The organism is Palleronia sp. (assembly GCF_042089775.1).
In the GTDB taxonomy this organism is placed as follows: domain Bacteria; phylum Pseudomonadota; class Alphaproteobacteria; order Rhodobacterales; family Rhodobacteraceae; genus Palleronia.
Window position 1 is genome coordinate 1 of sequence record NZ_JBELKF010000003.1, and the last position, 21,018, is coordinate 21,018.

Here is a 21,018-nt window from a genome sequence, read left to right on the forward strand (position 1 = left end):
AGACATCAACCGGCGGACTCTCCGTAAGGCCGGAGGGAAGTTGGGGCTCAGGTCAGTTTGCCTGAAATCACTGCGAGCGAGCACCTTCGTGGCGATGACAAGCGTCTCGATATTCTCCGACGTCACAGCGGGCGCTTTCCCTGTCCTCGAGAACGAGGCCCGGAGTGGCTCGCAAGAGGCGGTTTGTACCGGCCGTCTTTCCGGAGCCGGGTGCGTCGATCAAGGCGATCCCGAAGCTGCGTGAATGTGGGGCTGGAAACGAACGCGGCGCGAAGAGTCAGCATCCGCGCGGCGACTGCAGGATCAATCGTCGAAGAACTCCAGTCCTCTATTCGCTTTCGGCTTCGGCCCGGGATCTTTCTCGCCATTGTCGGAATCGCCAGGCCGGATGACATCGCCCAGAAGTCTCTGGCTGATCGGTGCCTCGGCAATCGGGGGATGATAGCGCTCCGGCCTGATGGACAGCCCGAGGAAGAGCTCGCGCTCCATGCGGTCGAGATCACGAGCTGTGAGGTCAATCGGTTTGATGCGTCGCCGCGCCAATCGCCTCGGCGTTGATCGCCCGGATTTGCTCCCGTGCATGGATAAAAAGGTCTTGGGTCAGTTCGGCTTCGCGGCGGTGCTTTACCCGCAACTGCCGGACCATGTCGCGCCAATCCTCAAGGGCCAGGCCCCACACGGTATCCGAGGTCGCTTTCGCGCTATGCCATTTGCCGGCGCAGCGAAGGTCTGCTCCCGTCCTTTGTGCCGATGGTTCGACATCATGCCGCGCAGCGCAAGGATGTCCTAGAAGGGCTGGATGTAAGGCCACGCTGCAGCAGGATGCGCGGGTCTGCGGGAGAGAGCACGACGGTCAGTGAGGCGAGCCGCCGGCAAAGCCAGATCTCGTGTCAGACGCTGCGGATACGTCAGCCAAGCTGTCACAAAGGCAAGTTTCACCTCCGAAAGGCAAAAAGTCTCTGCAATCGTCACTGGAAATATTGGTCGGAGTGAGAGGATTCGAACCTCCGACCCCTGCCTCCCGAAGGCAGTGCTCTACCAAGCTGAGCTACACTCCGACCGTGACGCGCCGCTTAACGGTCTTTTGCGACCTTCGCAAGGGCCTCGTGCCACACTGGGGTCATCAAAGATGTGGGGCAGGGCGCAGTGGAGCGCCCTGCCTCTGGAAGCGATCAGGACGTGCCGAGCGCGGCGATGATGGCGTCGCCCATTTCCGAGGTCGTGACGGGCCTGGTGCCTTCGTCGCCCAGAAGGTCGGGCGTGCGGATGCCTTGGGCCAGAACCGCCTCGACCGCGCCTTCGACGGCGCTTGCGTGGTCGGCCATGTCAAACGAGTACCGCAGCGCCATCGCGAAGCTGAGGATGCAGGCGATGGGGTTCGCCTTGTCCTCGCCCGCGATGTCGGGGGCCGAGCCGTGGACCGGTTCATACAGCGCCTTGGGCCGGCCATTCGCCATCGGTGCGCCGAGCGACGCCGAGGGCAGCATCCCGAGCGAGCCGGTAAGCATCGCGGCGGCGTCTGACAGAAGATCGCCGAACAGGTTGTCGGTGACGATCACGTCGAACTGCTTGGGCTTGCGGACGAGCTGCATGGCGCCGGCGTCGGCGTACATGTGGGTCAGCTCGACCTCGGGGTACTCGTTGTCGTGGACCCACTGCACCTCTTCACGCCAAAGGATGCCCGATTCCATGACGTTCGCCTTCTCCATCGAGCAGACGCGGTTGTCCCGCTTCTTCGCCAGTTCGAACGCGGCGCGGGCGACGCGGCGGATCTCGTTGGTGGTGTAGCGCTGGGTGTTGATGCCGACGCGGCCGCCCTCGTTGTCGTCCATGATGCCGCGGGGCTCGCCGAAATAGATTCCGCTCGTCAACTCGCGGACGATCATGATGTCGAGGCCCGAGACGACCTCGTGCTTCAGCGACGAGAAGTCGGCCAGCGCGTCAAAGCACTGCGCAGGGCGCAGGTTGGCGAACAGGTCCATCTCCTTGCGCAGGCGCAACAGACCACGCTCGGGCTTTACCGAGAAGTCGAGGTCGTCGTATTTCGGGCCGCCGACGGCGCCAAGGAGCACCGCGTCCACCTTCTGCGCGAGCGCCATCGTGTCGTCATGCAGCGGGACGCCGTGTTCGTCGTAGGCCGCGCCGCCGACGAGATCTTCGGTGACGTCGAACGAGAGGTCCTTGTTCTTCCGGAACCAGTCGATGACCTTGCGGACCTCGGCCATGACCTCGGGGCCAATGCCGTCACCCGGCAGGATCAACAGGGAAGGGCTGGGCATCGTCGGGCTCCTTGGGCTCTGGGACGCGATGCGCGTAGCCCGTAGGGTCATTCCGGTCAAGCGAGGCGCTCAGGGCAGGGTGACGTCGACCCAGACCAGCCGGTGGCGCGGCCAGTTATCGACCGGGCCCAGGGCCTCGGCGGCGGGGGTGCCTTCAGTGGGCCACACCACGCCCGAGCCGGTCACCGTCAGGTCCGCCGAGGGCAGCACGAAGGACACGCGCAGCGGCCCCGTGGGCGGATCGAAGAGCACGGTTTCGGTCGGATCGCCCGCCGCGGCGGCGCCGGGGCTGGTGGGGGCCGGGTCCTGCACGCGGGGATCGGAAAGGAGCGCACGGATCGCGTCGGGGCGGCCTTCGCCCTCGTCAGGGTCGACATTCCCCAGTCCTGCAATGACGAAGGGCGGTTCGGGCGGCGGCGTGTCGAGCGCGCCGTCGAGCAGGCGAAGCCACAGCGCCGTCTCGTCCCGGTTGCGGCGGCCGTTGCGATCCTCGGGGCCGTCGAACACAGGGGGCGTGGCGCTCCACGTCATCAGGGTCAGGCGGCCCTGCGCGGTGTCGACGGGCACGATCCAGTGCCCGACCGAGGACAGCCGCTGCGCGGCCTCGACGTCCTCGGGCAGGGGCGGGGGGATCGCGCCGGGCAGATCGCGCCACAGCAGGTCCGACAGGTCGCGCACGTCCTCTTCGACGATCGGGAACCGCGACAGGATCGCCATGCCGCCGTCGCCCGCGAAATAGCCGAAGCCCTGCGCGTCGCGCGGATCGCCCCTGCGGCCATCCTCGTCCAGGTCCAGCCCGGTGCTCATGCCGCTGTTCGGCAGCAGCGCGAACTGGTGGGGGTAGGGCGGCTCGATCTGCTCCGACAGGGCCGACAGCGCAGCGCCCCCGGCGTCATAGTCGATGTCCTGCAACACGAGGATATCGGGCGATGCGGCCTCGATCATCGCGACGACGGCGGCGACCTCGGGATCGTCCCCCTTGATCAGCCGCTGCAGCAGCTGGCCCGGCCCGCGCGAGGACAGGCCGGTGTTGAACGTGGCGATGCGCAGGGGCTCGGCCGCGGCGGGTGCGGCCAGCAGGAGAAGAAGGGCGGCGGCCCGGATCAGAGCGGCACCAGCCCCGCCTGCGGCGGTGTGCTGTCGCTGCGGCGGGTTTCGATCATCGCGGCGATGCGCTGCATGGCGAGGCCGCGCATGAACAGGCTGAACGGCATCCCGATCCAGATCGTGACGGTCCAGACCATCGCTTGCGGCTCGGATTGCGCCAGTCCGCCGATCACGCCGCCGTCGGCGCCCAGGACAAGCGGCACCAGAAGCGGCAGGGCGAGGCCGACGAGGATGTTGAACTTCCCGTCCCGGTCCAGCCGGGACACGACGTCTCCGCCCCGTGTCGGGTCGAAGGTCGGCAGGTTGATCCATACGTTGAACGAGCCTGCACGGGGCCAGCGGCCGCGGCGGATTTCGGCGAAGAAGAGTGCAAGGAACCCGCCATAGACCAAGGTGGCCACACCCATGGCGGCGCGGATCGCCTCAAAGACCTGCTGCGCCTCGGTGGTGTCGGGCCTCGACAGGGCAAGGCGCAGGGGGGAATAGGGAAAGTCAAAGAGCCCGCCCACCACGTAGCCGATCGAGGTGACAAGGGCGGAAAAGCCCGTCGGCGCATCATGGTGCCGCACGACGAGCGAGATCAGCGTCACGACCAGCAGGGTCGCGCTGTAGCGGATGCGGTTGAAGGGCGCCGCCTCGCGGAACTCGAACAGACAGGGACATGACGAGCCGTATTCGATCGTCGTCAGGATCGCACATGCGATCGCAACGAAGGCCACAACCTGCGCCGTGTCTGCCGGAACGGTTGGCAACACCAGCGAAGGCGTGGCGACCAGAAGCGCCACGAGCAAGCCGCGGAGGGCTGCACCTGTCAGTCGAGCGATCACTGCGTCGAGTCCTCGATCCGGCCGGGGCCGGTGCTTTGCCGGCCCGTCTTGGCACCTTCGGGCCGCGTCTTCGCGCGGCTTGCCTCAATCTTGCCCAATTCCTGCCTCCTTTCGGACCAGCTGTTCAAGGTCGGGTTAACCTTACCGTAAGGTCTTGGGCATTTTCGTGGAGAGACTGGTGCGGGATTGCATCAAATCCGAAACGAAAAAGGGCCGCCCGGAGGGGCGACCCAAGATGTCGACTTTTCAAGCGCTTCGGGCGCACTTTTGATCCGGTCAGACCCAAGGGCGGGACTGCGCGGCCTGCGCCTCGAACGCCTCGATGGCCGAGGCCTTCTCGAGCGTCAGGCCGATATCGTCGAGCCCTTCGAGCAGGCAGTGCTTGCGGAAGCCGTCCACCTCGAAGGGGATCTTCTCGCCGCTCGACGTCGTGATTTCCTGGTTCTCCAGGTCGATCGTCATCCGCGCATTCGAGCCCTTCTCGGCGTCCTTCATCAGAAGGTCGACCTGCTCTTGCGGCAGCGCGATGGGCAGGATGCCGTTCTTGAAGCAGTTGTTGAAGAAAATGTCGGCAAAGGACGGCGCGATGACGCAGCGGATGCCGAAATCCTTGATCGCCCAGGGCGCATGCTCGCGCGAGGAGCCGCAGCCGAAATTGTCGCCCGCCACGAGGATCTCGGCGTCGCGGTAGGCCGGCTTGTTCAGGACGAAGTCCGGCACCTCGTTGCCGTCGTCGTCATAGCGCATCTCGTCGAAGAGATTCACGCCAAGCCCCTCGCGCTTGATCGTCTTCAGGAACTGCTTGGGGATGATCATGTCGGTATCGACATTGATCAGCGGCAGCGGGGCGGCGACGCCGTGCAGGGTGGTAAATTTTTCCATGTTTCAGGCTCTTTCGCTCAAAAGGATGTCAGGCCAGCTCGGGCGCGGTCAATTCGCGCACGTCGGTCAGCCGACCGGTGAGCGCGGCCGCCGCCGCCATCGCGGGCGACATCAGGTGCGTCCGGCCGCCCCGGCCCTGCCGTCCTTCGAAGTTGCGGTTCGAGGTCGCGGCACAGCGCTCGCCCGGGGACAGCTGGTCGGGGTTCATCGCGAGGCACATGGAACAACCGGCCATGCGCCACTCGAAACCGGCCTCCTTGAAGATGTCGGCCAGCCCCTCTTCCTCCGCCTGGGCGCGCACCAGGCCCGAACCCGGCACGACCATCGCGCGCTTCACGGCAATCTTCTTCCCCTTCAGGATCGCGGCCGCGGCGCGCAGATCCTCGATCCGGCCGTTGGTACACGAGCCGATGAAGACAGTGTCGATCTCGATCTCGTTCAGCGGCGTGCCGGCGGCCAGGCCCATGTATTCCAGCGCGCGCTTGGCCGCGTCGCGCTTGCCGCCCTGGAAGTCCTCGGGCGAAGGGACGGTCGCGGTGATCGGCAGCGCATCCTCGGGCGAGGTGCCCCAGGTCACGGTCGGCGCGATCTCTTCGCCCTTCAGCGTGACGATCTTGTCCCAATGCGCGTCGTCGTCCGAATAGAGCGTCTTCCACCACGACATCGCGGCCTCCCACTGCGCACCCTTCGGCGCGTGCGGGCGGCCCTTCACGTAGTCGAAGGTCGTTTCGTCCGGGGCGATAAGACCGGCGCGGGCGCCGCCCTCGATGGCCATGTTGCAGATCGTCATCCGGCCTTCCATCGATAGGCCGCGGATCGCCTCGCCGCAGTATTCGATGACGTAGCCGGTGCCGCCGGCCGTGCCGGTCCTGGCGATGATCGACAGGACGATGTCCTTGGCCGTGACGCCGGGCAGCAACTGGCCCGTGATCTCGACCTTCATGTTCTTCGACTTCTGCTGGATCAGCGTCTGCGTGGCCAGCACGTGCTCGACTTCGGACGTGCCGATGCCGTGGGCCAGCGCGCCGAACGCCCCGTGGGTTGCGGTGTGGCTGTCGCCGCACACGACGGTCATGCCGGGCAGGGTCCAGCCCTGCTCGGGGCCGATGATGTGGACGATCCCCTGCCGCACGTCGCTGACGGGGTAGTAGTGGATGCCGAAGTCGCGCGCGTTCGTGTCGAGCGCCTCAACCTGAATGCGGCTTTCCTCGTTCTCGATGCCCTTCGCGCGGTCTTCCCAAGTGGGGACGTTGTGGTCGGGCACCGCGATGGTCTGTCCCGGCGCGCGCACGGTGCGGCCTGCCATCCGCAAGCCTTCGAACGCTTGCGGCGAGGTTACCTCGTGGACGAGGTGGCGGTCGATATACAGCAGCGAGCTGCCATCCTCGGACTCGTCAACCAGGTGAGCGTCCCAGATCTTGTCGTAGAGTGTCTTGCCAGCCATGGCGAATCTCCTGTCGCGGAGTGAAATCGTGTTGGAAATGGACGAAACGTGGCGCGCAGCCTCAAAGTCGGGCGAGCACCGACCGGCTGTTGCCCTCGAAGCGCTCGATCAGGCGCTGGTGGTCGTCCATGTCGAACACGTAATCCATAGACGGGTCATGTAACGTAACCCGGCGCCGATTTGAAGCGCAGTCGTCACCCGTGCGAGATATGTCGCCCTTGTGCCGGGGCTTGCGCAGGATAGCTTTCTCGAAATGGACGCCGAGCTGAACACCCTGCTGGCCGCGCTGATGGACATCTGGAATGTCGTGCGGCTTCAGGTCCAGAACCTTCTCCTGCCGTCGCGGCTGTGGCAGCTTGCCAACATCGCCGTCGTCCTCGTCGTGTCGCTTGCGCTGGCGCGCTGGGCCCAGCCCCGGATGCGCGAGTGGATGAAGGGTCGCGACTGGCCCATGTGGCGGATCCGGGCGCTTCTGGTGGTGCACCGGCGGCTGAAGCTGATCTTCTTCACCGCGCTGATGTGGCTCTCGACCTGGACCGTGCAAAGTGCCACCGCCTTTCCGTCGCGGTCGTTCATCCTCGAACTCGTGGCCTCGCTCGCCACGGCGTGGCTGATCGTGGTGTTCGGCGCGCGCGTGGTGCGCAACCCGGCGCTGCGCACGCTCGTCCGCTGGCTCTTGTGGATCTACGTCACGCTCTGGGTGCTCGGCCTGACGGACGAGGTTTCCTCGGCGCTGGACCAGGTGGCGATGACGGTGGGCGAGACGCGGCTCAGCCTGCTGACGCTGCTGAAGGGCACGGTTCTCGTCACCGTCTTCTTCGTGATCGCCCGATTCGTCTCGGCCACCGGGGGCGACCGGATTCGCCGGTCCGAGGACATCTCGCCCTCGCTCAAGGTGCTGCTGGGCAATGCGCTGCAGGCCATCCTCTACGGCGTTGCGCTGTTTGCGGGCCTGCGGGTCGTCGGGGTGGACCTGACCGGCCTTGCGGTCCTGTCGGGGGCCATCGGCGTGGGCCTCGGCTTCGGTCTGCAGAAGGTGGTGTCGAACCTCGTTTCGGGGGTGATCATCCTGCTCGACAAGTCGATCAAGCCCGGCGACGTGATCTCGTTGGGCGAGACTTTCGGCTGGGTTTCGACCCTTGGCGCCCGCTACGCCAGCGTCACGACGCGGGACGGCAAGGAGTACCTGATCCCGAACGAGGATCTCATCACCGGGCAGGTGGTGAACTGGTCCCATTCCAACGAATTCGTCCGCCTCGACGTCTATTTCGGCACCTCCTACGGCGACGATCCCCACAAGGTCCGCAAGATCGCCATCGAGGCCGCCTCGGGCGTGTCGCGTGTCCTGACCAGTCGCGCGCCGGTCTGCCACATCGTCGGCTTCGGCGATTCCTCGGTCGATTACATCCTGCGCTTCTGGATCACCGACCCCACCGGCGGCCTCACCAACATCCGAGGGAACGTCTACCTGGCGCTGTGGGACGCGTTTCAGGCGCACGGCATCTCCATTCCCTTCCCGCAGCGCGAGGTGCGCATGGTCAACGACGCGATCACCGTCAAGGATGCTTCTGACGCAGGATGATGAACGGATGACTGATGCGCGCCGACAGAATGATGCGCATTGGTCGAAATATCCCGCTTGCCAGACTCGCAGACGCCTTCTATGTGCAGCGGCGGGACACCCCTCCCCAACGAGGGGCGATTATCTGTAAGGATACCATGACCGACGTTCAGATCCCGGCCGCGCGGCCGGCCAATCCGCGCTTTTCGTCCGGCCCCTGTGCCAAGCCCCCCGTTTTCTCGCTCGATGCTCTGTCCGATGCGCCGCTAGGCCGCTCGCACCGCGCTGCCGTGGGCAAGTCGAAGCTGCAGCAGGCCATCGAGGAAACCCGGGACATTCTGCAGGTTCCCGCCGACTACCGCATCGGCATCGTCCCCGGCTCCGACACCGGCGCATTCGAGATGGCGATGTGGTCGCTGCTCGGCGCCCGCCCGTCCGAGACGCTCGCGTGGGAGAGCTTCGGCAAGGGCTGGGTCACGGATGCGGTCAAGCAGCTGAAGCTCGCCGACAACACCGTGCGCGAGGCTGACTACGGCGACATCGTCGACCTGACCGCCGTCGACTGGAACAAGGACGTCTGCTTCACCTGGAACGGCACCACCTCGGGCGTGCGCGTCCCGAACGGTGACGCGATCCCCGCGAACCGCGAGGGGCTGACGCTGTGCGACGCCACCTCGGCCGCCTTTGCGCAGGACCTGCCGTGGGAGAAGCTCGACGTGACGACCTTCTCTTGGCAGAAGGTGATGGGCGGCGAGGCTGCGCACGGGATGATCATCCTGTCGCCCCGCGCGGTCGAACGACTGGAAAGCTACACCCCCGCCTGGCCGCTGCCCAAGATCTTCCGCCTGACCAAGGGCGGCAAGCTGATCGACGGCATCTTCAAGGGCGAGACGATCAACACCCCGTCGATGCTGTGTGTCGAGGATTACCTGCAGGCGCTGGCCTGGGGCCGCTCGGTCGGGGGGCTGAAGGGCCTGCAGGACCGCGCGAACAAAAACGCACAGGTGGTCTGGGACTTCGTCGAGGCGAATGACTGGATCGAGAACCTTGCCACTGATCCGGCAATCCGCTCGAACACCTCGGTCTGCCTGAAGTTCACCGACCCGGCCGTGGCCGGCGACGCGGACTTCGCCAAGGCGGTGGGCAAGAAGCTGGAAGCCGAGGGCGTGGCCCATGACGTGGGCAGCTACCGCGACGCCCCCGCCGGGCTTCGGATCTGGTGCGGCTCGACGGTTGAAACGTCGGACGTTCAGGCGCTGATGCCCTGGATCGACTGGGCCTACCACGCCGTCCTGACCGAGCGTCAGTCCGCCTGAGCCTCTTACCGGAGTCCTACGGGACTCCGACGATCCTCCTACGGAACTCTTACACTTGGAAGGAGCCCATCATGGCGCCCAAGGTACTCGTGTCCGACAAGCTGTCGGAAACCGCCGTCCAGATCTTCCGCGACCGCGGGATCGAGGTCGATTTCGAACCCTCCCTTGGAAAGGAGAAGGACAAGCTGGCCGAGGTGATCGGCAAGTATGACGGCCTTGCGATCCGCTCGGCCACCAAGGTCACGGCCAAGCTGCTGGAAAAGGCCGACAATCTGAAGGTCATCGGCCGCGCCGGGATCGGCGTGGACAACGTGGACATCAACGACGCCTCCGCGAAGGGCGTCATCGTGATGAATACGCCCTTCGGCAACTCGATCACCACGGCCGAACATGCCATCGCGATGATGTTCGCCGTCGCGCGCCAGATCCCCGAGGCCAGCGCCTCGACCCATGCCGGCAAGTGGGAGAAGTCCAAGTTCATGGGGGTCGAGCTGACCGGCAAGACGCTGGGCGTGATCGGCGCGGGCAATATCGGGTCCATCGTGATCGCCCGCGCGCTGGGCCTGCGGATGAAGGTCATCGCCTACGATCCGTTCCTGTCGGAAGAGCGCGCCGACGAGCTGGGCTGCCGCAAGGTCGAGCTGGACGAGCTTTACGCGCAGGCCGATTTCATCACCTTCCACGTGCCGCTGACGGACAAGACGCGCAACATCATGTCGCGTGAGGCAATCGCCAAGCTGAAGCCCGGCGTGCGCGTCATTAACTGCGCCCGTGGCGGTCTGGTGGACGAGGAAGCGCTGGCCGAGGCGCTGAAGGATGGCCGCGTTGCCGGGGCCGCTTTCGACGTCTTCGCCGAGGAACCCGCGACCGAGAATCCGCTGTTCAACCTGCCCAACGTCGTCGTCACGCCGCACCTCGGCGCCGCGACCACCGAGGCCCAGGAGAATGTCGCCCTTCAGGTGGCCGAGCAGATGGCCGACTACCTGCTGACCGGCGCCGTTTCGAACGCGCTCAATACGCCGTCAGTCACGGCCGAAGAAGCCAAGGTCATGGGCCCGTGGCTCAAGCTGGCTGAGCATCTGGGCAGCTTCATCGGCCAGATGACGGACGAGCCGATCGAGGCGGTGAACATCCTCTATGACGGTGCCGTGGCCGAGATGAACCTGAACGCCCTGAACGGCGCGGTGGTCGCGGGCCTCATGCAGGCGTCGAACCCGGACGTGAACATGGTGTCGGCCCCCATCGTCGCGAAAGAGCGCGGGATCGAGATCAGCCGCACCACGCAGGAACAGACCGGCGTGTTCGAGGCCTACATCAAGGTCACGATGAAGACGGCCGAGCGGCAGCGCTCGGTCGCGGGCACCGTGTTCTCGGACGGCAAGCCGCGCTTCATCCAGATCAAGGGCATCAACATCGACGCCGAGGTGGGCGAGCACATGCTCTATTCCACCAACGAGGACCGCGCGGGCATCATCGGCACGCTGGGCCGGGTGCTGGGCGAGAACGGCGTGAACATCGCCAACTTCACCCTCGGCCGGGCCGAGAAGGGCAAGGATGCCATCGCGCTTCTGTATGTCGATGAAGCGGTGTCGCCCGACGTGGTGAACACACTGACCGACACGGGCGTGTTCAACGCCGTGCGGCCGCTGCGATTCCGCGTCTGATCTGATGGGGCCGGTGTGTTAGACGCCGGCCCTACCATTGCCGCGGCGGCGTGATATGTCCGGCCGCATGGCTCCTCTCCGCGGCATCGTCCTTATCTGCATCGCCTTTTCCGTGCTCACGCTCATGTCGGCCTTCGTGAAGGCCGCAGGCGATACCGTGCCCACGGGACAGGTCGTCTTCTTCCGCGCTTTCCTGTCGCTCCCGATCATCTCGCTCTGGTTATGGAGCCGGGGCGACCTTCACGACGGCCTCTATGTCGCGAACTGGAAAAGCCACGCCCTCCGCGGCCTGGTCGGCACTGTGTCGATGGGCCTGGGGTTCACTGCGATCACGCTTTTGCCGCTGGCCGAGGTGCAGGCGATCCGCTTCGCCACGCCGATGTTCCTTGTCGTCTTCGCGGCGGTCTTTTTGGGCGAGGTCTTCCGGCTGGTCCGCCTCGCGGCAGTCGTGATCGGCATGATCGGCGTCGTCATCATCGTCGCGCCCGAGTTCGACACCGCCAGCCTTGGCAGCACGGCGCTGATCGGGGCGGGAATGGCGCTGGCCTCGGCGGCGTTGGCCGCGCTTGCACAGACGCTCATCAAGGCGATGTCGGGGACCGAGCGCAGCGAGGCGATCGCGTTCTACTTCCTGGCGACGGCGGCGGCTTGCTCGCTCCTGACGCTGCCCTTCGGATGGGTCTGGCCGACTACGTACGAAATGCTGCTGCTCGCGGGCTGCGGTGTGCTGGGCGCGATCGGGCAGATGCTGCTGACGGCGAGCTACAAGTATGCGGACGCCTCGGCCCTCGCACCGTTTTCCTACGTGTCGATGCTGTGGGCCGTCATCATCGGCCTGGTCTGGTTCGGTGAGGTTCCCCGTGCGGCCACCTTCGCCGGTGCCGCGCTGATCATCGCCTCCGGCGTGCTGATCGTCTGGCGCGAGCGCAAGTTGGCCCGCAATGCAACTGCGCGCCGCAAGCTGCGCGCAAAGGGGATGTATTAGGGCGGGTGCCATGACCCGCCCCCGTCTTCAGCTTCTGACAAGCCGCTCGTAGGTTTCGGCGACATCGAGCGCCATCGCGCCGACCTCGAACCGGTAGTCGCCGATCTGGCCCACGGGCGTGACCTCGGCTGCGGTGCCGGTCAGCCAGCACTGCTGAAACCCTTCAAGCTCTTCGGGCATGATGTGGCGCTCGTGGACGGGGATGCCCTTCTCGCGCAGCAGCTCCAACACGGTCTGCCGGGTGATGCCGTTGAGAAAGCAATCGGCCTTGGGCGTGTGCACCTCGCCGTCCTTCACGAAGAAGATGTTGGCCCCCGTCGCCTCGGCGACGTAGCCGCGATAGTCCAGCATCATGGCGTCCGAGCATCCCTTCGCCTCGGCCGCGTGTTTGGACATGGTGCAGATCATGTAGAGGCCGGCGGCCTTAGCCTCGCTGGGGATGGTCTCGGGCGAGGGGCGCTTCCACTTCGACAGGTCAAGCTTGGCGCCCTTGGTCTTGGCGTCGCCGTAATAGGCGCCCCACTCCCACGCCGCGACAGCCATGCGCACCGGGTTGCGGGCGCTCGCCACGCCCATATCGGGGCCAGCGCCGCGCCAGGCGATCGCGCGGACATAGGCGTCGGTCAGGCCGTTGGCCTTCAGGACTGCCTGCTTGGCCTCTTCGATCTGGTCGACTGTGTAGGGCACCTCGAAGTCGATGAGGTTGGCTGATCTCTTCAGCCGTTCGGAGTGCTGGCGCGACTTGAAGATGGTGCCACCGTAGCAGCGCTCTCCCTCGAACACGGACGAGGCGTAGTGCAGCGCGTGGCTGAGGATGTGCACCTTCGCGTCCCGCCATTCGACCAGCTGGCCATCCATCCAGATCTTGCCGTCGCGATCGTCATAGCCGCCCGACATATTCGCCTCCTCTCGGAAAGTTGCGTATGGTTGCCCCACAAGGACAGATTGTTCCGAAATCAGGGGGTCAGGTATCCGCGGCGGTTGCGGAATGTCAACGGTGCTGACATAACTCGTGATCGAAAACAGGGCGGAAGGCGCAGGGAATGAGCGAGATTCGCACACGGGGCGACAGCCTGCTGTTTCTGACGGACGCGCAGCTGAGGCGCGGGATCGAGGCGATGTTCTTCGCCTATCGCGGCTTCACGGCCGACCCTGACCGGATCCTCGGGCAGTACGGCTACGGGCGCGCGCATCACCGGGCGATCCACTTCATCAACCGCTGGCCGGGCACGACGGTAAACAACCTGCTGTCCATCCTCGGCGTGACCAAGCAGTCCCTGAACCGGGTGCTCAGGACGCTGGTCGAGGACGGGCTGGTCGAAAGCGCGGTGGGCACGCGCGACCGCCGCGAACGGCACCTGACGCTGACCGAGAAGGGGCGGGCACTTGAAGCCGAGCTGAACGAGGTGCAGACCGCACGGATGCGCGATGCCTTCCGCCGTGCCGGGCCCGAGGCGGTCGCCGGTTTCCGAACTGTGCTGGAAGAGATGATGGACGAAGACCTCAAGCGCCTGTTCGAGGGCACCGCATGATCGACCGGCCGCATCTTCTGATCGTCGATGACGACGAGCGCATCCGCAGGCTCCTCGGCAAGTTCCTGACGCGGAACGGGTTCTACGCGACGGTCGCACGGGATGCGAGCCATGCGCGGCGCATCCTCGGGGGGCTGGATTTTGACCTCGCGGTGGTCGACGTGATGATGCCGGGCGAGGACGGCATCTCGCTCTGCCGCTGGCTGACAGAGACGCGGTCGCTGCCGACCCTGCTACTGACCGCCAAGGGCGAGACCGAGGACCGCATCGCGGGGCTAGAAGCGGGGGCGGACGACTACCTGCCCAAGCCGTTCGAGCCCAAGGAACTGCTGCTGCGCATCAACGCCGTTCTGCGCCGGGTGCCGGCGGCGGAGCCCGCCGAGGTCAAGCCAAAGGTGCTGTCGCTGGGCTCCGTTCGCTATGACATCCCCCGGGGCGAACTCTGGAGCGGCGAGAGCCCCATCCGCCTGACCGCGACCGAGTCGGCGCTGATGCGGATCTTCGCCAAGGCGCCCGGCACCGCGATCTCGCGCGCGCAGCTCATCGAGGATCTGGGGCGCGCGGGGCCGGACGGCGAAAGCGCGCAGGACCGCGCGGTCGACGTTCAGATCACGCGCCTGCGCCGCAAGATCGAAAGCGACCCGAAAAACCCCCGCTACCTGCAGACCGTGCGCGGAGCGGGATACATGCTGATCCCTGACTGACGCACCGCGATTTGCGTGGTGCCGCGGCCGATGCGATAGGGGAACGGAAGAGTATCGCGCCAACGGAGGTTTCGCGTGTCGATCATATGGTTCTCGCACCCCTCGGGGCTCGACCACGTTACCCCGACCGGCCACCCCGAGCAGGTTGCGCGGTTGCATGCCGTCGAAGAGGGGCTGCGCCCGTTGAAGCTCGACCGGCGGGATGCGCCCGATTGCAGTGACGAGGACATCCTGCTGTGCCACGCCAAGCGCTACCTCGAAGGGATCGAGGCGGCGGCACCCGAGGCGGGGTCGATCTCTCTCGACGCGGATACGCACATGTCGCCGGGGTCGCTGATCGCGGCGCGGCGCGGGGTCGGGGGCAACGTCGCCGCGGTGGACGCGGTGCTGGATGGCGAGGCGAAGGCGGCCTTCGTCGGATGCCGTCCGCCCGGCCACCATGCCGAGACCGAGACCGCGATGGGCTTCTGCCTGTTCGGCAACGTGGCGATCGCGGCGAAGCATGCGCTGGACCGACGCGGCCTCAAGCGGGTGGCGATCGTCGATTTCGACGTGCACCACGGCAACGGCACCCAGGACCTGCTGTGGAACGAGGAGCGGACGCTCTTCGTCTCGTCCCACCAGATGCCGCTTTATCCCGGCACCGGGGCCGCATCCGAGAGCGGCGCGCACGGGCAGATCATCAACGTGCCGCTGGACCCGCAGACGGGGGGCGCCAAAATGAAGGCGGCCTACCGCGACAAGGTGTTCCCCCGGATCTCGGAATTTGCGCCCGAGCTGATCCTGATCTCGGCCGGGTTCGACGCGCATCGCAACGATCCGCTCGCGGGCCTGCGGTGGGAGGCCGAGGATTTCGCCTGGATCACCGACTGGCTCTGCGACATCGCGGACGAGCATTGCGGGGGCCGGATCGTCTCGACACTCGAGGGCGGCTATGATCTGACCGCGCTGACCCATAGCGTCCGGGCGCATGTCGAGGTTCTGAAGGAGCGGAGCGCATGAGCGACAAACCCATTGAGGAAATGAGCTTCGAGGAAGCGATGCGCGAACTCGAGGCCGTGGTGAACCATCTTGAGGCCGGCGATGTCGAGCTTGATCGGTCGATCGAGCTCTACGAGCGCGGCGCAAAGCTGAAGGCGCGCTGCGACGCGACGTTGAAGGCAGCGGAAGAGAAGGTGGCCAAGATCACGACGGGCGCGGATGGACGCCCCACCGGCACCGAACCTCTCGACTCGTGAGTTTTCGCGACAATCTGGCGGCGCGCGCCGATGCCGTCGGCGGCTTCCTTGCGGCACGGATCGCGACGCTGCCCGAAGGCCCGATCACCGACGCGATGCTGTATACCTGCACGGGCGGCAAGCGGTTGCGCGGGTTCCTCGTGCTGGAAAGCGCGGCGCTTTACGGGTGCCAGGCCTCGGCCATGCCGGCGGCCGCGGCGATCGAGGCGCTGCACGCCTATTCGCTGGTGCACGACGACCTGCCCTGCATGGACGACGACGACATGCGTCGGGGACAGCCGACGATTCACGTGAAATGGAACGAGGCGACGGGCGTGCTGGTTGGCGATGCGCTGCAAAGCCTCGCGTTCGAGCTGGTGGCCGAAGGCGATCTGCCTGCCGAACGCCGGCTTAACCTGTCCCTGACGCTGGCCCGCGCGGCCGGCGGGGCAGGGATGGTGCGGGGGCAGGCGCTTGATATCGCGGCCGAGACGGCGGCGGTGCCGCTTGACCTCGCGGGGATCGGGGTGCTGCAATCGCTCAAGACCGGGGCGTTGATCGAATGGTCCGCGATCGCGGGGGCGCGTATGGCCGGCGAGGATACCGGTCCGCTTGCCACCTATGCCCGCGCCATCGGGTTGGCGTTCCAGATCGCCGACGACATCCTTGACGTCGAAGGCGACGCCACGGCCACAGGCAAGGCGGTCGGCAAGGACGCCGAGGCGAACAAGGCGACCTACGTTTCGCTTCTGGGCCTCGACGGCGCGAAGGCCGAGGCGCGGCGGCTGGTTTCCGAGGCCGAGGATGCGCTTGCTCCGTTCGGTGAGCGCGCCGAGCCCTTGAGGGACTGCGCGCGCTTCATCGTGACCCGCGATCGCTGAGCAAGGTTTGCGGGTCCTGCCCTCGCGAGCTATGTGAACAGGCGCAATGAAGAGGCCGCGATGACCAACAGACCGCAGACCCCGACCCTCGACCGCGTCAGCTCTCCCGCCGATCTGCGTGCCATGTCCGACGCCGAGCTGCGCCATGTGGCCGACGAGCTGCGGGCCGAGACGATCCACGCGGTCAGTCAGACGGGTGGTCACTTGGGCGCAGGGCTTGGCGTTGTCGAGCTGACGGTCGCGCTGCATGCGGTCTTTGACACCCCGCGCGACCGGCTGATCTGGGACGTCAGCCATCAGGCCTATCCGCACAAGATCCTGACCGGGCGGCGCGACCGCATCCGCACGATCCGTCAGAAGGACGGGCTGTCGGGCTTCGCCAAGCGCAGCGAGTCGCCTTACGATCCGTTCGGCGCCGGACACAGCTCGACCTCGATCTCGGCGGCGCTCGGGTTCTCGGTCGCGCGCGATCTGGGCGGCTCGCCCGATCCGAGTCTCGGCGACGCCATTGCGGTGATCGGCGATGGCGCGATGAGCGCGGGCATGGCCTACGAGGCGATGAACAATGCAGGCCACCTGGGCCGGCGCCTCTTCGTCATCCTCAACGACAACGAGATGAGCATCGCGCCCCCGGTCGGCGCCATGTCGTCCTACCTGTCACGGCTTTACGCGGGCAGGCCGTACCAGGACTTCAAGGCGGTCGCCAAGGGAGCCGTCGGTTTCCTGCCGCCGCCCTTCCGCGAGGGGGCCCGGCGCGCCAAGGAGATGCTGAAGGGCATGACCATCGGCGGCACGCTCTTTGAGGAACTGGGGTTCAGCTATATCGGGCCGCTCGACGGGCACGACATGGACCAGCTGCTGCCGATCCTGCGCACGGTCAGGTCCCGGGCTGACGGCCCGGTGCTGATCCACTGCATCACGAAGAAGGGCAAGGGCTACGCCCCGGCCGAGGACCGCGCCGACCGGGGCCACGCGACCGCGACGTTCGATGTCTCGACCGGAGAGCAGAAGAAGGCGGCGTCCAATGCGCCGTCCTATACCAAGGTCTTCGCGCAAGCGCTGCTGGATGAGGCGGCGCGGGACGAGCGTATCTGCGCCGTGACCGCAGCGATGCCAGACGGCACCGGGCTGGACCTGTTCGCCAAGCGCTATCCCAGCCGCTGCTTCGATGTGGGCATCGCCGAGCAGCACGCCGTGACCTTCTCGGCCGGGCTGGCAGCGGGCGGGATGAAGCCCGTCTGCGCGATCTACTCGACCTTCCTGCAGCGGGGCTATGACCAGATCGTCCACGACGTGGCGATCCAGCGCCTGCCCGTTCGCTTTGCCATCGACCGCGCCGGTTTGGTCGGGGCCGACGGGGCGACCCACGCGGGCAGCTTCGACACCGCATTCCTCGCGAACCTGCCGGGCTTCACCGTCATGGCCGCCGCTGACGAGGCTGAGCTGAAGCACATGGTTGCCACGGCCGTCGCGCATGACGACGGGCCGATCGCCTTCCGCTATCCCCGCGGCGAGGGCACGGGGGTCGAGATGCCCGAGCGTGGCGAGGTGCTCGAAATCGGCAAGGGGCGCATGATCCAGGAGGGCGAAGGCGTCGCGATCCTCAGCTTTGGTGCGCGGCTGAAGGAGGTGATGGAGGCCTGCGAGAGTCTCGGCCAGCGCGGCATCACACCTACGGTGGCGGATGCGCGGTTTGCCAAACCGCTGGACGAAGACCTGATCCTGTCGCTCGCCGAGGGGCACGAGGCGCTCATCACGGTCGAGGAAGGCGCCGTCGGCGGTTTCGGCAGCCATGTCGCGCAGTTCCTGGCCGAGTCCGGCGTCTTCGACCGGGGCTTGAAGTTCCGTTCAATGATCTTGCCGGACACGTTCATCGACCACGCGAACCCGCGCGACATGTATGCCGATGCAGGTCTGAACGCCGAGGATATCGAAGCCAAGGTCCTGTCCGTATTGGGGGTCGAAACGCTCGGTCGCCGGGCATGATGACCATTTTATGAAGGCGCGAGATTGACGTCGCTCATGCACCCGATACGGTCTGTCGGTGGGAATCGGCGATTCTCCGCTCATCCGGATGGGGGTGCGACGGTGCGACGGGAAGACATGACGTTCAGGGGCCAGCCGGAGCGTGCGCGCGATCCGGCCAGCTGCCTTCGCGTTGGAGATGTCTTTCCCGATCTCTGGGCCGAGGGAACGCAAGGAAGCGTTGCGCTTCATTCCTGGGTGCAGGGCAGCTACACCGTCTTCTTTACGCACCCCTCCTCCTATTCTTCCACCGCAGAGATCGAGTTGCTGGACCTCGCGCGTCACATTGCCGAGTTCGACGCGCTCGAATGCAAGCTGATGGGGATGAGCCAGTCCGACCCTCTGACCGAGCGGATGTGGATCGAGGAGCTGTCTGAAAAGCACGGGCTTGCGATCCCGTTTCCGATCATCTCGGATGAGGACGGCCGCATCGCGGAAATCTGCGGTCTGCGCGAGCAGAACGAGGCGCTCGACCGGCCAGTCGCCAAGTCTTTCATCCTGGGCCCCGACCTGCGGATTCGAGCGATCCAGGAATGTATCCATCCCGTGCCGCGTTCGGCGGTCGAGCTCTTGCGGATCGTCGGCATTCTCAAGTCGTCGCGGATCTAGCCCAGGTAGACCTGCCCCTTTGGGTAGCGCACCATCGGGTGGCCCTGCGTGGCGAGGAAAAAGCCCAGGACCAGCGGACCAACGCGGCCCAGGAACATCAGTACCATGATGACCCCGCGGCCCCAGCCTTCCAGCGTGCCGGTCGCGCCCATGGACATGCCGACCGTTCCGAAGGCCGATGCGGCCTCGAACGCGAGGGGCAGAAAGCCGGAATTGTTCACTATGGATAGCAGGAATATGCTGAGGATGATCGTGATGATCGAGACGGTGAGCAGCGCCATCACCTTCAGCACCTCGGCCGCCCCGAGTGCACGCCCGAACATGTTCAGCTCGCGCCGCCGCTTGAAGAAGGCGAGGGTGGCCATGAGAAGCACGATGGCCGAGGTCAGCTTGATGCCTCCGGCAGTCGAGGTAGAGCCGCCTCCGATGATCATCAGCATGATCGTCATCAGCGCGGTGGAATCGCGCATTGCCGATGTGTTGATGGTGTTGAACCCGGCCGTCCGCGGGGTCACCGCCTGAAAGTAGGCGGCCTGCAGCTTGGCGAACGTGGTTTCGAGCGCGCCGAGCGTTCCCGGGTTGCGCCACTCCAGCGCGGCGAAGGTGACGAAGGCCAGGATGATCAGGACCGGCGTGCCCGCCAGCATCAGCTTGGAATGCAGCGACAGCCGCCGCCACGACCGCTTTGCGCGGATATCGGCGAGCACGACGAACCCGATGCCCGACACGATGAACAGCGATGTGACGGTGATGTTCACCACCGGATCGGCCACGTAACCGATCAGGGAGTCCGAGAAGCTTGAAAATCCGGCATTGTTGAAGGCCGAGATCGAGTGGAACAGCGCATGCCACAGGCCCATCCCCCAACCATGATCCGGGACGAAGGACGTGGCCAGCAGCAGGAACGCGATCGCCTCGAGCGTAAAGGCGAGGCGCAGAATGATGCGGACGAGGGACAGGAGGTTGGAAATCGACGTCTGGTTGAGGTCTTCGCGCAGCACGACCATCTGCGGAACACCGATCGGAATGCCGAGCGCGATCAGCACGAGCGCGGCGAAGGTCATCAGCCCCAGCCCGCCCATCTGCATCAGCACCAACAGCACGCCTTGGCCGAAGAGGGTGAACGCCTCGGGCGTATCGACCACGATCAGACCCGTCACCGTCACCGCCGATGTCGAGGTGAACAGTGCGTCGGACCAGGTGATGGGCTCGGTCACCGAGATCGGCAGTTTCAGCGCGACGGCCCCGATCGAGATGAAAGCCAGATAGATCACCGCCAGCAACCCCGGCGGGGGAAGCCGCTTGAGCCAGTTTCCCAGGTTCATCACAGGCTCGACGTGAAGGACCGCAGATCCGCGCGACGCCCCAGGATCAGGAGCATGTCGTTCTCTTCGAACGTGCAGCTCTCCCCGTCGCGGCCGACGAACTCTGTCCCGCGCATCACGCCGAGGCAGCGCAGGTCGAACCTGTCGAGCTCGAGATCCTCCAGCGTCTCGCCCGTCAGCTCTTCGGGGATGCGAATGTTCACGACGTTGTAGGTGTTCCCGAGCGAGACGTAGTCGCGAATCTGCGGGTTGTGCAGCATCTGCGCGACCTGCTGGCCGATGCGCACCTCGGGGTGGATCACCCGGTCGGCGCCGAGGCGGGTCAGGATGCGGTGATGCGTTTTTGAGCCTGCCTTGGCCCAGACCTTGTCCACGCCCAGGAGGTTGAGGTTCATCGTCACCAGCACGCTCGCCTCGAGGTCGTGCCCGAGCGCCACGACACCGACGTCGCATTCGTCGACGCCGGCCTCGCGCAGGGCGGCCTCGGACCGGCCGTCCACGATCAGCGCCTGGTCCAAGTCTTCGGCGTGGTTCGACACCTTGCCCTCGTCAAGGTCGATGCCGATGACGTAGTTCCCGAACCGCTTGAGTTCCGTGGCGACGGTCGAGCCGAAATTGCCCAGCCCGATGACGGCGAAACTCGTGGGATGCCTGGCCATG

At 65.9% G+C, this 21,018-nt stretch carries 21 protein-coding genes and 1 tRNA gene; 11 read left to right on the forward strand and 11 right to left on the reverse strand.

Annotation, left to right across the window (positions count from 1 at the left end):
- Positions 1–303: 303 nt before the first annotated feature.
- The 8 genes from ACFDS3_RS01480 to leuC form a co-directional block, all read right to left on the reverse strand.
- Entirely contained in the window at positions 304–489 is a 186-nt protein-coding gene (locus ACFDS3_RS01480; protein WP_375260563.1) for a hypothetical protein, read from the reverse strand.
- A 25-nt stretch (positions 490–514) separates the two neighbouring features.
- Positions 515–646 carry a hypothetical protein gene (locus tag ACFDS3_RS01485; protein ID WP_375260564.1) on the reverse strand — a complete coding sequence of 44 codons (132 nt, stop codon included), beginning with the start codon at positions 644–646 and terminating at the stop codon, positions 515–517.
- A gap of 335 nt (positions 647–981) precedes the next feature.
- A tRNA-Pro gene (locus ACFDS3_RS01490) sits at positions 982–1,058 on the reverse strand.
- 114 nt (positions 1,059–1,172) lie between these two features.
- The gene (gene leuB / locus ACFDS3_RS01495) at positions 1,173–2,279 is read right to left on the reverse strand and encodes a 3-isopropylmalate dehydrogenase (RefSeq protein ID WP_375260565.1); all 1,107 of its coding nucleotides are present in this window, start codon (positions 2,277–2,279) and stop codon (positions 1,173–1,175) included.
- Positions 2,280–2,348: 69 nt separating this feature from the next.
- Positions 2,349–3,386 (reverse strand): endonuclease/exonuclease/phosphatase family protein, encoded by a 1,038-nt coding sequence (locus ACFDS3_RS01500; RefSeq protein WP_375260684.1) that lies wholly within the window; start codon positions 3,384–3,386, stop codon positions 2,349–2,351.
- On the reverse strand, positions 3,383–4,213 hold the full coding sequence (locus tag ACFDS3_RS01505) for a hypothetical protein (RefSeq protein WP_375260566.1): 831 nt from the start codon (positions 4,211–4,213) through the stop codon (positions 3,383–3,385). The genes ACFDS3_RS01500 and ACFDS3_RS01505 overlap by 4 nt, the downstream gene beginning before the upstream one ends.
- Before the next feature lie 276 nt (positions 4,214–4,489).
- Positions 4,490–5,095, reverse strand: coding sequence for a 3-isopropylmalate dehydratase small subunit (gene leuD / locus ACFDS3_RS01510; RefSeq protein WP_375260567.1), 606 nt, complete (start codon positions 5,093–5,095; stop codon positions 4,490–4,492).
- A gap of 28 nt (positions 5,096–5,123) precedes the next feature.
- Positions 5,124–6,539 (reverse strand): 3-isopropylmalate dehydratase large subunit, encoded by a 1,416-nt coding sequence (gene leuC / locus ACFDS3_RS01515; RefSeq protein ID WP_375260568.1) that lies wholly within the window; start codon positions 6,537–6,539, stop codon positions 5,124–5,126.
- A gap of 253 nt (positions 6,540–6,792) precedes the next feature.
- Here leuC and ACFDS3_RS01520 point away from each other — a divergent pair, with 253 nt between their 5' ends.
- From ACFDS3_RS01520 to ACFDS3_RS01535, 4 genes are all read left to right on the forward strand, one after another.
- Complete coding sequence (locus ACFDS3_RS01520; protein WP_375260569.1) at positions 6,793–8,121, forward strand: mechanosensitive ion channel family protein; 1,329 nt, start codon at positions 6,793–6,795, stop codon at positions 8,119–8,121.
- A gap of 137 nt (positions 8,122–8,258) precedes the next feature.
- Entirely contained in the window at positions 8,259–9,416 is a 1,158-nt protein-coding gene (locus ACFDS3_RS01525; RefSeq protein WP_375260570.1) for a phosphoserine transaminase, read from the forward strand.
- Between the two features lie 71 nt (positions 9,417–9,487).
- Entirely contained in the window at positions 9,488–11,080 is a 1,593-nt protein-coding gene (gene serA, locus ACFDS3_RS01530) for a phosphoglycerate dehydrogenase (RefSeq protein WP_375260571.1), read from the forward strand.
- A 67-nt stretch (positions 11,081–11,147) separates the two neighbouring features.
- On the forward strand, positions 11,148–12,065 hold the full coding sequence (locus tag ACFDS3_RS01535; RefSeq protein ID WP_375260572.1) for a DMT family transporter: 918 nt from the start codon (positions 11,148–11,150) through the stop codon (positions 12,063–12,065).
- Between the two features lie 27 nt (positions 12,066–12,092).
- On the opposite strand, the gene ACFDS3_RS01540 is transcribed toward ACFDS3_RS01535, so the two are convergent.
- On the reverse strand, positions 12,093–12,962 hold the full coding sequence (locus ACFDS3_RS01540; protein WP_375260573.1) for a branched-chain amino acid aminotransferase: 870 nt from the start codon (positions 12,960–12,962) through the stop codon (positions 12,093–12,095).
- Positions 12,963–13,108: 146 nt separating this feature from the next.
- On the opposite strand from ACFDS3_RS01540, the gene ACFDS3_RS01545 reads away from it, so the two are divergent.
- The 7 genes from ACFDS3_RS01545 to ACFDS3_RS01575 all read left to right on the forward strand — a co-directional run bounded on the left by ACFDS3_RS01545 (position 13,109) and on the right by ACFDS3_RS01575 (position 19,033).
- Positions 13,109–13,597 (forward strand): MarR family winged helix-turn-helix transcriptional regulator, encoded by a 489-nt coding sequence (locus tag ACFDS3_RS01545; protein WP_375260574.1) that lies wholly within the window; start codon positions 13,109–13,111, stop codon positions 13,595–13,597.
- Positions 13,594–14,301: a response regulator gene (locus ACFDS3_RS01550; RefSeq protein WP_375260575.1), complete on the forward strand. Its 708-nt coding sequence runs from the start codon at positions 13,594–13,596 to the stop codon at positions 14,299–14,301. The genes ACFDS3_RS01545 and ACFDS3_RS01550 overlap by 4 nt, the downstream gene beginning before the upstream one ends.
- A 75-nt stretch (positions 14,302–14,376) precedes the next feature.
- A complete protein-coding gene (locus tag ACFDS3_RS01555) occupies positions 14,377–15,303 on the forward strand; it encodes a histone deacetylase family protein (protein ID WP_375260576.1) in 927 nt (308 codons plus the stop codon).
- Positions 15,300–15,539, forward strand: coding sequence for an exodeoxyribonuclease VII small subunit (locus ACFDS3_RS01560; RefSeq protein ID WP_375260577.1), 240 nt, complete (start codon positions 15,300–15,302; stop codon positions 15,537–15,539). The genes ACFDS3_RS01555 and ACFDS3_RS01560 overlap by 4 nt, the downstream gene beginning before the upstream one ends.
- Positions 15,536–16,399, forward strand: coding sequence for a polyprenyl synthetase family protein (locus ACFDS3_RS01565; RefSeq protein WP_375260578.1), 864 nt, complete (start codon positions 15,536–15,538; stop codon positions 16,397–16,399). Before ACFDS3_RS01560 ends, ACFDS3_RS01565 begins: the two co-directional genes overlap by 4 nt.
- 60 nt (positions 16,400–16,459) lie before the next feature.
- Positions 16,460–18,385: a 1-deoxy-D-xylulose-5-phosphate synthase gene (gene dxs, locus ACFDS3_RS01570; protein ID WP_375260579.1), complete on the forward strand. Its 1,926-nt coding sequence runs from the start codon at positions 16,460–16,462 to the stop codon at positions 18,383–18,385.
- A 117-nt stretch (positions 18,386–18,502) separates the two neighbouring features.
- Positions 18,503–19,033: a redoxin domain-containing protein gene (locus ACFDS3_RS01575; protein ID WP_375260580.1), complete on the forward strand. Its 531-nt coding sequence runs from the start codon at positions 18,503–18,505 to the stop codon at positions 19,031–19,033.
- Here ACFDS3_RS01575 and ACFDS3_RS01580 read toward each other — a convergent pair.
- The gene (locus ACFDS3_RS01580; protein WP_375260581.1) at positions 19,030–20,358 is read right to left on the reverse strand and encodes a TrkH family potassium uptake protein; all 1,329 of its coding nucleotides are present in this window, start codon (positions 20,356–20,358) and stop codon (positions 19,030–19,032) included. The two genes, ACFDS3_RS01575 and ACFDS3_RS01580, sit on opposite strands and share 4 nt — an antisense overlap.
- Complete coding sequence (locus ACFDS3_RS01585) at positions 20,358–21,017, reverse strand: potassium channel family protein (RefSeq protein WP_375260582.1); 660 nt, start codon at positions 21,015–21,017, stop codon at positions 20,358–20,360. Before ACFDS3_RS01585 ends, ACFDS3_RS01580 begins: the two co-directional genes overlap by 1 nt.
- Position 21,018 lies beyond the last annotated feature (1 nt).